A 12,219-nucleotide genomic window follows, 5' to 3' on the forward strand; every position below is an offset into this window, starting at 1 on the left:
ACAGTCACCGGCGTCGGGAGCTTCGCAGAGTCGATCGTTCCGCGCAGTCGACGGGCATCTATGCTCGTCGCTCATGGCTGACCCACGATCGACCGCCTCGATGACCGATGAGCGGGCAGGATTCCTCCTGTCCCGCCTGCCGGCGCGCATCGATCCTGGTCTGAGCGACGCGGAGATCACCGCGGTAGAGGAACGATTCGGTTTCCGCTTCGCAGACGATCACCGGGTCTTCCTCCAGACCGGCCTTCCTGCGGGGAAGGGCTGGCCGGACTGGCGCAACGGGGACCCGGAGGATCTTCAGGGCCGCCTCGACTGGCCCCGCGAGGGAGTGCTCTTCGACGTTGGTCACGGCTTCTGGTACCGGGGGTGGGGCGTGCGCCCGCACGGCCGCGAGGAGGCGCTCGCTGTCGCCGACGCCAGGCTGCGTGAAGCGCCGCAGCTCGTACCCGTGTTCTCGCACCGCTACCTGCCTGGAATCGCCGGTGGGACCGGCTTCCCGGTCCTGTCTGTCCATCAGTCAGACATCATCTGCTATGGCAACGACCTGACCGATTACCTGCACCACGAGTTCGGCGGACCGGCCCACGATGCACCATGTGCCCGCCTACACGTGCCGTTCTGGTCGCACTTCCTGAACTCGAACTCCTCCAGCGTCACGGCCCAAGGCCTCGTCGGAACACCCGCGGACCCTTACGCCACCGACGCCGAGGAAGCCGTCGAGCACCTGCGCATGCTGGCCGTCGAGCAGCATCTGCGACGAGAGGTCGAGGCCGACCAACTCGTCCAGGCCGCACTGACCGCCACCGTCCTCGGCGTCGACTCGCCGGCACTGAGCGCCCTTGCCGATCTGACCCGATGCGACAGGGCCCAGGCTTTTGAGCTCTTCGCCCGGGCTGTCGCCGAACTGGGTCTCGTCATCCCCGAGCAGCAGTTGGCTGCCCGGTGGGCCCTGGTGCGCTGGTGGCTTCGGCTCATCGTCGACGGCAGCTTGAACGCGTACCGTGGCGGTCTCCTCATCTGGCACGAGGGCTGGGACCTGCTCGGCAGACCCGACGCGCTGCAGCCCTTCATCGGCTGGACCAGCGAGTACGAGGACTGGACCGAGAGCTGGATGATGCCCCGCGAGACATTCACGGAGCGGATCATCACGGGGGCCAGGTTGCTCCTGGACGGTCCGTGGCCACCGCCGAGCGGCACGAACGGGAACGAGTAGGCGGAGGCAAGCTCAAGGCGGGGCGGTCCCTGATCGTTGTAGCGGCGCACGGGTATCGTCCCCCACTCGGCGATGTGGCCGGACCACTCGGCCAGTCCCGACAGGGCTTTGCCGCAGACGGCCGGGGTGAAGCCGTCCGGCAGCAAGCCAGTCGCAGAGTTGACTTGGGCCGCGCACCCCGCCAGGCGCAACAGAGACCGACTGCGGCATCATGACAGGCCGTCGGAGCCGGATTTGGGGGAGTGCCGTTATGCAGTTCATCGTCCACGAGGACCCGGTCGGACGCACCACGACCAACTACATCGCTCGTGCCGACCTGGCTCCGTTCGGGTTGGACGGACAGGTCGAGCAAATCTGGCTCAAGGCGGGCAACGACGGGAGCTACGAGGTCGCCTGCATTCCGTTCTCCACCTACGGACTCGCCCTGGGCGACACGGTACTGCTCGGCGAGGACGACTATGTCCGTGAGGTGGTGGAGACTTCGTGGCACCGCACGTTGCGGCTCTTGTTCGTCCCGGGCCAGCCGCCCGCTCAGCTCCGGCAAGCGGCTGAGGTAGTCAGGTCCGAGGTGAGCGCGGCCGGACTGTTGAGCGAGTGGAACGGTGATCGATTCGTCGCTGTCGATGTGCCGCCGAACACGGAGCCCGCGCGACTGTTCGCCGTCATGGAGGCCGCAGTGGATGCTGGCCACGCCTTCTGGGAGTGGGCTCACACGATGCCGTTTACCAGAGCGTGAGGTCGCGGACCGACGTTCCGCCTCCGAGGCGGGCCAAGCGGGTCAGCGGTCACGGCTGGCCGGTGATCTGCCGGGAGAGTCCTTCGAAGAACTCGTGAAGGCTGGCTGCCGCAAGGTCGAACTGGTCGCACCACGAGGCGGTCGTCGACCTCCAAACCCGCCCCGATCCGGCCAATGCGAACAGGTGGCCGCCGCCATCGCTGGCAAACACCAGCGCGGGCTCTTCCCCGTCGATCTCGATGGGCCCGTACGCGCGGAAGTGGCCCGCGACCAGTGATGCGGGGTGGATGAAATAGCCGTTCTCAACGTCGGACAGGGAAACCTGGTTGATCACCCAGTACATCGTGGTCAGGTCCGAGGGAATCGGCGTCAGTTCCACGAGTGCGTCCGTTGCTCGGTGGCTCTCCTCGGTTGCGAGTTCGACCACGTTGCTGCCGGGCTCGAATCCGTGCAGCGCCAGGAACGACTGCATCAGGTGTGCGAGTGCCACGTCCGCCTGCTCACACCAGGTGCGGAGCCACTCGGCATCAAGGCGTTCAGCCACGGGCACATCCTTCACGTCCGCCGGGGGCCCATACCCACGAGTCCGCGAGAATCTACTGGAGGGTTCACGTGCTCCGGTCCCGGAGGCACTTTCAACGAGCGTCACCGCCTCAGGGCGCGATGAGCTGAGCGCGGATTCTGTCGATGGCGTGCAGAACCTCGTCGCGGTTTTTCGCGTGCTTGATCCAGGCGGGCAGGCGGGCGAGGAGGGTCATCTTCTTGCGGGTGTCGTACCAGGGGGCCCGTTCGCGCAAGGAAGCAGCGACGTAGTTGTGGATGAGGGTGAGGTGCGCTGGGCTGTAGGCCCAGAGCCAGCCGTGCCGGGTCTCAGTCTGAAGCAGCAGCGGAAGCCCGAAGTACGGGTCGGTCATACCGCGCCCGGTGCCGTGCGGAAGGATCAGCTGGCGGCTCGTATGCGCCTTCGCTAGACCGCAGTGACGGCAGATCAGCCGTCGGGGCGCGAAGAACGGGCGGTGCCCTGGCTCGGGGTCGCCGACGACGGGGAGTACCTTCGCGCCTTGCCGGCATCGGGGACAGGCGACGCTGATGTCAGCCAGGAAGTCGTAGGAGGTTTGCCGCGGATCGCGGGACCGGCGCTGCGCCGGGCGGTGCGGAGTCGTGGCCACCGGGCGAGTATGGGCCCTGGTGTTCTCCGTTGCACGCGAATTCCATCGCCAGGGGAGCGCGCGGTGCGGCCAGGGCCTCTTGCACTGCCGCTGGGTTGTCGGTCCGGCCGGATAGTCTCCGCGAAGCTCTGCAGGCGGGAAGAGGAGGAAACGTCGTGGGTGCCAAGTCGGCGATGCTGGTCTTCTCTGAGGGGCGTGCCGCTGACCGCCTTCGCGTGGCACGTCAATCCGACGAGGCGGCCGCTGCCGCGTTGGTCGCGCGGGTTCACCCGGGGTGCACAGTGGAACCGGCGCCAGGGATGTCGCTGTGGGAGGGCACGTATCCGCCGGACGGAACCTCGTACGCGGCGAGCTTCGATGGCGTGGAGGTCGTCTGCGACCGACGGCTCATGGGACATCGTCCGAGCCTGATGCCCTCGCATCTGCTCGCGGCGGGGCGCGGAGATCGTGTGTTCTTCCATGCGATGCACAGCGTCTCGGACGCTCTCACCTTCGCGGTCTGGGAGGGCGGTGTGCTGGTGCGTTCGCTCAGCCTGTCCCCGGACAGCGGGATCGTCGAGAACATCGGCGCCCCGTACGCGTTCGAGGCCCCGTTCTGGGCGGGTGAGCGTCCGGTCGGGTCCGTTTCGTGGTGGGCGAGGACCAGCCGTCGTACCCGCTCGCGTTCCATCCGCTCGAATTGGGCGAGGAAGCACTCCGGGAGTTCGCTGGATTCGTGCTGGAGGGCCGACTCCACCCTGACGATGTCGACGCCGATGCCGTTCCGCTGCAAGGCTTCCACGTGACCGGCCCGAACGGTCCCGATCCCGCCCGGGTCAGAGCTGAGCTCGAACAGCGCGTAGCCACCATGCGCCTGCACCGCCACACGACTGTCCAGTTCGGAGCGAGCCGCGGTGAAAGCGGTGCGTGAAAGCGTGCGACGGACTTCGAAAGGGGGACCGTTGTGAGCGTCACCGGGTTCTGGGTGGTCGGAGTGGTGCCAGATGCCGAGGTTGTGCGCCTGCAGCGGGAGTTCCCAGGAGCTGATTCCTTCGGGAGCCATGGTGTTGAGCGCGGAGGGGACCTGGCGTGGTGGAGAGATCGGGGCGAGCAGGAACCGTTCTTCGTCCCGGGACCGCACGGGCCTGTGCCCACGGAAAAGGCGCTGCGACTGCAGGAAGCCGTCGACTTGATGCGCCCGCCGGACGAGCGGCACGAAGCGATCGAGGAGCAGCTCCTGCAACTCGTCCCCCAACACGAAAGTACTGACCTCTTCTGCGCCTCCACACGCAAAGGCGACCCGTTCGCTGCGCTCATCTATGCCCTGGGCCCCGAGGCAACGTCTCAGCTCCCCGGCAGGGGCGGTGCCTTTCTGCTCGATGCCGTCGGCGCCCGCGCTGCCCTTCCGGGCACGGAAGCCACGCTCGGCCTTTCTCCGGAACGCCGGGTCCGCGTCGAGGCGCGTGTCCGGGAGTGGCTTGAGGGGATGACCGGCGGAGCCGCTCACGACCTCGATGACCTGGTGGACGGCCCGCTGCGGGTACTGCGCCGTGCCGTCGAGCACGGACGCGGTGTCGCCGGCATGACAATGTGGTACTGACCGGACCACCACGCGTCGTTGTCAGCGGCCTGGTAGCCGGCTTTGGCTAGTCGGCTGTGCGTCCAGTCCTTGAGGAGGAGCCAGTCGGCGGGGCAGCCCCTGCTGGAAGGAGTTCGGTGACCGCGTGGGCCAGACGGGGGCGAAGGTAGTCGCCGTCTCGCTCGATGCCGAGGATGCCGGACATGAACTGCATCTCGAGTGCTTCCTCGGGGCGGGTCCAGTGGAACGGAACCTTGGCGACGTGGGAGGGGAAGGCGTTCTCCAGGTAGCGCTCGCCACAGCGCCAGCGGAAGGACTCCTTGGGCTGCGGTCCTGCCGGGGTCTGCGTGTGAGCGAAGAGAACCGTGATCCAGCCGGACACGTAGTCACCGCCGGACTGAGAGTCCCACTTGTAGAGGGAGCTCCAGAAGTCCTTGTCGACCGTGCCTCCGGCGGCGGTTGTCGCGATCTCGTCGAGTACCGGGCAGAGCGCGTCGAACCACGGACGCAGTCCGTCGAACCAGGACGCTAGCTCGCGGACCTGCTGGACCAGGAGCTTCCAGTCGTCGGCGGTGCCTTCCAAGCGGATGCGCGGGATCCCGCAAGAGGAGTGCCATGCGAAGCGGTAGTAGGGGCTGACCACGGACATGAGCGCGACGAGCGCGGAGGAGACGTCGTCGGGGGTGGTGGTACTGAAGCGGGGCAGGAACAGGTCGGTGACCTCGGCGCCCAGCTTCTCGCGGAGCGGTTCGAGGACTAGATGGATGGACCGGCTCCAGTCCGGCTCCGGGGCAAGCAGGCTGTCGTCGTGGATCTGGATGGTCTGGCGGCGGCCGGGCGTGTCGGTGAAGACGCCGGCGTAGTGGTCGGCGTTGAGCTGCACGTGCACGGCGACTTCGTGTATCACCGTGAACCACACCACGTCGGGCGAGAGGCTCAGCGGAAGGTGAGCGGCGAAGCTGAGGTGGACGGCGCGAAGCATCAGGCTCCAGGTCGGCTCGCTCGCGGGTGCGAACGGGCCTTGGTCGGGGCCGGACACCAGTGTGGCAATGCTGCGGTGGTGCAATCGCATCCGACGTCCCGAAACCGCTTGCAGGAAGGGTTCGTTGTCCACGGACCTCAAGGATTGGGCAAGCTGTCCGGCGCTCTCGTCATCGGGTACGGGGAGGTTGATGACCGCTGCTACTGGGCGGAGCGCGGTGGCGTTGGTCGGGTCGAGGTTCCACTGCTTCGGCAGCATTCCGCCGCAGACGGCGCAGCTGAAATCCTCGTCCTTGACCACGTTGTCCTGCCCGCATTCCGGGCAGCGGCGAAAGATGAATGCGTGCGTGAAGCTGTCGGGTCGCGCGATCCCGATCCGGTCCAAGGCAATCGCCAGGGCGGGCCAGGAATTGAGGTCCGGACAGTACCCGGTCGACTGGTTGCTGGCCTCACTCACCACCCAGCCGCCACCTGTTCGGCGGGCGAGAGCGATCTCTCCGGCCGCCAGAACGTCCGCACCGCGGGCGCATGCCACATGCTCACTACGGCGCGGCGCCAGTCGCAGCGTGCCCGCCAGGGCCACGACGTAGGTGAACGGCTCGTCCAACTCGGCTGGGCTCAGCGTCGCCGCCCAACGGTCCAGGTCGTCAGGGGTTCGGATGCAACAGCCAGTGGCCCCGGCGTTCGCGGCCTCCGCCGCCAGGTCCGGCGGCCCGACGTAGCTGAACGACGGCAGCATTCCAGTCATCCCGACAAGTTAGAGCTCATGCGAGTGGAAAGTCACGGGAGAAACCGGCTGGTCATGCGTGGAAAGGCGCCGTGGGTGCCAGCAGATCAAACAGCACACCGAGTTGTGCCCCCGTGCGTCAGCGACCCGGCACATCCCAGTACGGCCGCCGGAGGCCGTGCTGGCGAAGTTCACCGGGTGGGGCGCGCGACGCTCCATGCGGTGTCGGTTGCTGTGGAGCTTCCCGAGTCTGTGATCCGCAAGGTTGCGGGCCGCGCTGCCAGCGAGCACGGGGATATCCGCTGGCCGTAGGCCCTGCATGCGGATTACGGTGAGCAGCCGACCGACTTGAATGTGTGGGAAGCGCGGAGAGTGCGATGACTGGGACAGTGACCACGACGACGTTGTGGCGTCCGACCGGCCCCGAGGAACTTGCCCTGGTCGAAGCGTCTGGTTGGTGTGCTTGGCCGCCGCGGTTGCCTGAGCAGCCGATCTTCTATCCGGTCATGAACGAGGATTACGCGATCCGGATTGCCCGGGACTGGAACGTGCCTGCCTCCGGCGTCGGCTATGTGACCCGCTTCGAGGTGGACTCCGGGTTCCTCGAGCGCTACCCGGTCCAGCAGGCCGGCGGGCAGACGATCACGGAACTGTGGATTCCGGCCGAGGAATTGGATCAGTTCAACCGGCACATCGTGGGTCTGATCGAGGTCGTCCACGAGTTTCGACCGCAGCTGTGAGCGTGGACGCTACGCCAGCGCTGCTGCTTGCGCTGCAGCGGAGCAGCACGTCCATGCTGCTGGCACAGGCGGCTGCGCGGCGGTGCTTGGACGTCGTAGTGCTGGACAGCCCTGGGGTCGTCGAGACGATGGCGGGTCGTCATGTGCATTGGTACGGCGGACCGCTCGCAGCAGACCGGATCATCGGCCGTCTCGGCTTGGCGTTGCTGGAGCCGGGCGACGACTGGCTCGTCGGACTGTCCCAGGAGTTCACCGGTCGCCGCATCGAGCTGACCACGCTCTCGCAGGCATGGGCGGTGACTCGTCCGGTCTTCGTGAAGCCGCCCAGCGACAAGCAGTTCCCCGCTGCGGTGTACGCCGATGGGAACCGCCTGCCTCGGGAGGGTGAGCGCATCGGCCCCGACACTGCGGTCCTCGTCTCGGACGTAGTGACCTTCTCTGCCGAGTACCGGCTGTTCGTGCTCGACGGGCAGATCGTCACTGGCAGCCGCTACGCCCGCTACGGGCACCTTGACACCGCCCCACTGGACGGCGACCGGAATGAGAGCGAGGTTCGGGCCTTCGCGCGGGAGTTGATGGAAGCCGGACGCGACTCGCTGCCCAGCGCGGTGGCGATCGACGTCGGCCTTATCCAAGACCCCGACTCCGGACGCGAGCGGTGGGCGGTCGTCGAGGCCAACATGCCATGGTTCGCCCACAGTTACGCAGGCATTCCTGACGCGGTCCTGGATGTGGTTCTGCGCGCTTCCGGACCGCAGAGCGTGGTCGCTGCCTCCGATCGGCGGTTCGTCAGGGGGTCGGCATCGCCACCGTTTGGGCCTGAGACGGTCGTCTGTCCTGACCACGGGATGGTCGCCTGAGCGCGTCGGTCGACGGCTCCACTGCAGAACCAGGGCCTCCCGGTCGAGGCTGGCGACGGTCGGTTGCGGGAGCGGCGTCCCTGGTACCAAGTGGAACCCGTCGGCACCGACGGGACACCGAGCGTCCTGTGGCCTGCACGGAAGGCATTCAAGTAGCTTTGTCGGGTCTGGTGCGGGGTTGAGGTGAGGGCTTGGTGGGGTGACTGGCGCTTCTGTTCGGGGGCGAGGTCAAGCGCACCACGGGCAGTCGGGCCGACGTGGGACAATGCGCTCACTGAAGGACATGGGTCCGTAGTTGAGCTCCAGCCATCGGTTGCAGATCGCAGTTCCCATTCCGATCAGGAATCTAATGGCCTCCCAGGAAATCATATTGCCGATGATTCCGGACTGGGCGCCAAGGATTCCCGCGTGTCGGCTTTTCGGGATGAGTGGAACGGCTCGGTCGCGTCCGTGCTCGTGTACAACCTCTGTGCGCAAGCAGTGCCAGCAGGCGGTGACGCCGGGAATGACCAGGAGGCCCACTATCCCTACGTGGTAGGAATAACCGCCCCCGATGATGTGCGGAGTGCGGGGCCAGCATGCCTCCGTCATGATCTCCGCCATTTCGGTGACGCTCGGCTGGTCTGCACAGCTGATCACGAGATCAGCTGCCGCGACCAGGTCGGTGATGTCGGACGCGAATTCCACCTTGCGCTTCTCGGGCACGACGGAGACGTACGGGTTGATCCGAGACAGGCGGGCCGCCAGGGCATCGGCCTTGCCGCTGCCTATGTCGTCGACCGAGTACATGAGTTGACGGGTGAGGTTGCTCTCCTCGACGACGTCGTCGTCGCAGAGGATGACGGTGCCCACACCTGAGGCGGCGAGTGACGAGGCCACAACGCTGCCCAGACCCCCGATCCCGCACACCAGCACCCTGGCCGAGGTGAGGCGCCGTTGAGCAGCCAAGCCCTCTTCGTAGTCCAGGAGATCCGAGTCGCAGAAGTCTTGGAAGAGCCGGATCTGCCGGTCGTACCGGGAAAGATGATCAGGAGTGACTGCCGCATTCGCGTCGACTGATTTGGCGACCTTGCTCAGAAGCCGCTCTTCGCGCAGGGTGACCAAGGCGCTGCACACATCATGAGCCAGCTCTTCCGAGTCGGCGCACAGGCACGCGAGGAGTTCGGATACGGTGTGCCGCCCGTCCAGAAGCGGGATCATCCGGAAAACAGTCTCGGACGCGGAAAAACGTTGGACACGGCGGTCAGAGGTTGAGATGAAGGAAAGTTCCCCTCCGTCCTGCTCGACCACCAGGCTGTCCCTGAGCCGAGGGCGCCAGGACAGTATGTCGACCTCGTCCATAAGGCGGTGAACTTCCTCTCGAAAGGTGTGCGCGGGAAGTGGGAGCGGCTCCCGGGAGCCGCTCCCACCGAAGTCTCGCTGCAGCGGATTCCGTTGCAGGCAGTGTCAGTTGCTGTCACCCTGACTGCAGCTGACCGCACCCACGTCGAGTGCCTGGTCGCTGATCTTCACCAGCGACGCCTTGCCTGCAGCACAGAAGACGTCAGGCTTCGCCGTGCTCGCGAAGGCGGAGCCCGCGCCTCCTGCCAGGATGGCCACGGCGACTGCCGCCACACCCATGCTCTTGACCGAACGCTCCATATCTCTTCCTCTCCATTGTTTCCCGGCGACCTTGACCGGACTGGTCGGCTCAACAATTGGTACGACCGGTCTGAAGACTTCGCCTACATTCGCGGAGCATCCAGGCCGGCGACTCTCCTGGGGAAGTACGTCTCCAGCTTTTCGCCGGACTGGTGCAGCTGCCGGATGAACGCACGGGCTCCCTCGACCGCAGCTGGGGCGGTGAAGAGAGTGGCACCCGCGGGGGTCCCGTCCCGGGTGTAGTGGACGTCGTACGCCGCGTCGCTGCCGAGCACGACCAGATCAGGTTGCAAGCCCGATTCCTCGAAGGCCCGGATCTGATCGCCGGTGACCACGGCCACGTCCTCGCCGCACTGGTCCTTGGCCTGCAGGACGTGAAGTTCCCACTGCACATAGGGGGTGATCGGCTCTTCGACCACGCGTACACGGTGGTGGCCGAAACCGGCCTCGCGGATCCTGGTGAGATGCCGCTCGAACTCGGGGCGCAGCTCGTCGATCAACCTCAGGGCGCCGTCCCAGTCGCCGCTGCGGAACGCCTCCCAGCTCGCGAATCCGGGTTCCTGATAGTTCTGAAGACGTTCCAGTTTCCAGAATCCCTCGTGGTCGATTCGCCAGAACCTCTCGTTGAAGTCGGCGAGGTACGACGGGCCGTCGAGGTGTATGCCCAGGGTTCGTCCGAGGATTTCACGCATGGGAGACGGCCGCCTTTCGCTCCGCTGGACCGGGAGGGTGGCCGGTGGCCCTACTCGGCGCTTGCTCACCCCATTCGTGTAGGGAGATCCCTTCGTAGGTAACCCCCTTGAGATTGCCATCACAGCCTGCACCCCTTGGCAGGGTCGAGTCAAGGAGACTGGGAATTTCGGAACTTGACGTAACGTCAGGTGCCGAGATGAGCCGGTTCGTCGATTCTGACAGCTGATGGGTGATTTGCCGAAGTAGATGTCAGAGGCATGCGAACAGACAGTGAGCAGTACACGGACTGAGTTACCGTAGGGCAGGCCGATGTCCTATGGAGCTGGGAAGCGATTCGGCACGGTGACAGCCTCGCGATGTGAATTTGACTGTCGTGGAATGTTCCGCCGACCTGCCCTCGACCCGCACCTGACGAGGCGATCGTCGGACCAGGACGTCATGCATGGGTGGGGTGCGCGGGTTGGTCGGTGTAGGTGTGGCCGGTGGGGGCGGTCCAGGTGACGTTGCCGGTGTGGTGGTTGTAGCGGGTGTGCCAGCCGGCGCGGTGTTTGGTGAGGTGGTGGCGTCGGCAGAGGGGGATGAGGTTGTCGGGGGTGGTCAGGCCGCCGGTGTGGGGGTTGGTGTGGTTGAAGGGGGTGACGTGGTCCAGGTCGCAGCGGCGGGAGGGGCGGGTGCAGCCGGGGAAGCGGCAGTGGGGGTCGCGGGCGGTCACGTGGCGGGTGACCTCGGTGGTGGGGCGGTAGGTGGTGGGGTCGGTTTTGAGGATCTGGCCGGTGGCGGGGTGGGTGAGCAGGCGGCGCCAGATGCTGCCGGGGCGGGTGGCCAGGGTGCGGGCTTGGGCGGCGGTGATGGGGCCGTGGCCCTGGAGGTCGGCGGGGTGGTCGGCGGTGCCGATCAGGGTGTCGTAGGGGACGGTCACGATGATGGTCGGGGCAGGGGCGGTTGAGGTTGTCCCCGCTTTGGAGACAAGTTCCACCAGGGCGTCGGCGCAGCGTTGGGGCAGGGTGCGGCCGTCCGCATCGAGGGTGTGGGCGTGGGCGGTGACGGCGGCGTCGACCAGGGCGGCGTCGCCTGCGGTGAGCAGGGCGCCGTACCAGGCCATGCCCTCGGGGTGGGGCTGAAGGGTGGTGCGCCGGTCCTCCTTGGCGCGGGTGTGGCGTTGTTCGGCGCCGGCCGGGTCGGCCTTGATCACCGCACGGCTGATGGCCTTGCGTGCTGCGCCCACCGTCTGGGTCGGGAGCTTGGGCAGGACCAGGGCTTCCACTTGGGTGGCGGTCTCGTCGTCGAGGGCGGCGGTGTGTTCCAGCAGGGCCTTGAGGTGCATGATCTGCACCTGTCCCTGGGCCAGCAGCCCCAGCGAGGCGGGGAACCGTGCGGTGAGCTGCTGGGCTTCGACCAGCCGCCCCCGGGCGGTGTCCGGGGAGATCCGCAGCGCACAGGCCACCTGCTCCTGGGTCTCCAGGAAATCCCCCAACACATCCGGATGTCCGGGGATGCAGGTCAGCGGCTGCTCCTGCAGTCCGGCCAGCATGGCGATCTGCACCGCCTCCAGCCAGCACCGCGCCCGCGCGACCGCCACCAGCGCATCGATCCGCCCGGCCGCCGACAGCGCCGCGCCCTCCAGGTCGGCGATCCCGGCCACACTCACCGCCCCCGGCACCGCCCGCGCCAACCCCGCCGCCAGCGCATCCCCGTCCTCCAACCAGGCCACCACAACCACCCCCTCCAGGTACTCCGTACACCCCTGATTCTATCCTGACCCACCGTCAAAACCGTTACCGGAAGGGCCTCTGAGCTGCACGAACAGGTGCGAATCGAACCCCTGCGCGCCCCCAGTTAGGGCGTGTCGGCATCCAGGCGGAGGAAGAAGGGGGAACCGGGAGTCTCAGGCTTCCAGCCCT

Annotated in this window: 13 protein-coding genes; 6 read left to right on the plus strand and 7 right to left on the minus strand. The window is 66.8% G+C overall.

Annotated elements, in window-relative coordinates:
* The first annotated feature begins 73 nt into the window (after positions 1-73).
* Both ABUW04_RS37925 and ABUW04_RS37930 read left to right on the plus strand, forming a co-directional pair.
* Positions 74-1,213, plus strand: coding sequence for a hypothetical protein (locus tag ABUW04_RS37925; RefSeq protein WP_380568842.1), 1,140 nt, complete (start codon positions 74-76; stop codon positions 1,211-1,213).
* A 250-nt stretch (positions 1,214-1,463) separates the two neighbouring features.
* Positions 1,464-1,949, plus strand: coding sequence for a DUF4265 domain-containing protein (locus tag ABUW04_RS37930; RefSeq protein WP_380568843.1), 486 nt, complete (start codon positions 1,464-1,466; stop codon positions 1,947-1,949).
* Positions 1,950-1,998: 49 nt separating this feature from the next.
* Here the strand turns inward: ABUW04_RS37930 and ABUW04_RS37935 are convergent, their stop codons facing one another.
* Both ABUW04_RS37935 and ABUW04_RS37940 read right to left on the minus strand, forming a co-directional pair.
* On the minus strand, positions 1,999-2,493 hold the full coding sequence (locus ABUW04_RS37935) for a hypothetical protein (protein ID WP_380568844.1): 495 nt from the start codon (positions 2,491-2,493) through the stop codon (positions 1,999-2,001).
* A gap of 109 nt (positions 2,494-2,602) precedes the next feature.
* On the minus strand, positions 2,603-3,118 hold the full coding sequence (locus ABUW04_RS37940) for a hypothetical protein (protein WP_380568845.1): 516 nt from the start codon (positions 3,116-3,118) through the stop codon (positions 2,603-2,605).
* Positions 3,119-3,291: 173 nt separating this feature from the next.
* Between ABUW04_RS37940 and ABUW04_RS37945 the strand changes: the two genes are divergently transcribed.
* Both ABUW04_RS37945 and ABUW04_RS37955 read left to right on the plus strand, forming a co-directional pair.
* Positions 3,292-3,903 (plus strand): DUF6928 family protein, encoded by a 612-nt coding sequence (locus ABUW04_RS37945; RefSeq protein ID WP_380568912.1) that lies wholly within the window; start codon positions 3,292-3,294, stop codon positions 3,901-3,903.
* 158 nt (positions 3,904-4,061) lie between these two features.
* Positions 4,062-4,697 carry a hypothetical protein gene (locus ABUW04_RS37955; RefSeq protein ID WP_380568848.1) on the plus strand — a complete coding sequence of 212 codons (636 nt, stop codon included), beginning with the start codon at positions 4,062-4,064 and terminating at the stop codon, positions 4,695-4,697.
* Between the two features lie 46 nt (positions 4,698-4,743).
* On the opposite strand, the gene ABUW04_RS37960 is transcribed toward ABUW04_RS37955, so the two are convergent.
* Positions 4,744-6,405 carry a DUF4419 domain-containing protein gene (locus ABUW04_RS37960; protein ID WP_198037576.1) on the minus strand — a complete coding sequence of 554 codons (1,662 nt, stop codon included), beginning with the start codon at positions 6,403-6,405 and terminating at the stop codon, positions 4,744-4,746.
* A 356-nt stretch (positions 6,406-6,761) separates the two neighbouring features.
* Here ABUW04_RS37960 and ABUW04_RS37965 point away from each other — a divergent pair, with 356 nt between their 5' ends.
* Positions 6,762-7,124, plus strand: coding sequence for a hypothetical protein (locus tag ABUW04_RS37965; protein ID WP_030260380.1), 363 nt, complete (start codon positions 6,762-6,764; stop codon positions 7,122-7,124).
* 53 nt (positions 7,125-7,177) lie between these two features.
* Complete coding sequence (locus ABUW04_RS37970) at positions 7,178-7,984, plus strand: ATP-grasp domain-containing protein (protein ID WP_380568849.1); 807 nt, start codon at positions 7,178-7,180, stop codon at positions 7,982-7,984.
* A gap of 228 nt (positions 7,985-8,212) precedes the next feature.
* On the opposite strand, the gene ABUW04_RS37975 is transcribed toward ABUW04_RS37970, so the two are convergent.
* From ABUW04_RS37975 to ABUW04_RS37990, 4 genes are all read right to left on the minus strand, one after another.
* Entirely contained in the window at positions 8,213-9,325 is a 1,113-nt protein-coding gene (locus tag ABUW04_RS37975) for a HesA/MoeB/ThiF family protein (protein ID WP_380568850.1), read from the minus strand.
* Positions 9,326-9,430: 105 nt separating this feature from the next.
* A complete protein-coding gene (locus ABUW04_RS37980) occupies positions 9,431-9,625 on the minus strand; it encodes a hypothetical protein (RefSeq protein ID WP_380568852.1) in 195 nt (64 codons plus the stop codon).
* A gap of 83 nt (positions 9,626-9,708) precedes the next feature.
* Positions 9,709-10,386 (minus strand): DUF6879 family protein, encoded by a 678-nt coding sequence (locus ABUW04_RS37985; RefSeq protein ID WP_380568854.1) that lies wholly within the window; start codon positions 10,384-10,386, stop codon positions 9,709-9,711.
* A gap of 368 nt (positions 10,387-10,754) precedes the next feature.
* Positions 10,755-12,029, minus strand: a complete 1,275-nt coding sequence (locus tag ABUW04_RS37990) for an HNH endonuclease signature motif containing protein (RefSeq protein WP_380568855.1) — start codon at positions 12,027-12,029, stop codon at positions 10,755-10,757.
* Between the last annotated feature and the right edge of the window lie 190 nt (positions 12,030-12,219).

The sequence above is a fragment of the Streptacidiphilus jeojiensis genome, assembly GCF_042510965.1.
Classification (GTDB): Bacteria; Actinomycetota; Actinomycetes; order Streptomycetales; family Streptomycetaceae; genus Streptacidiphilus; species Streptacidiphilus jeojiensis.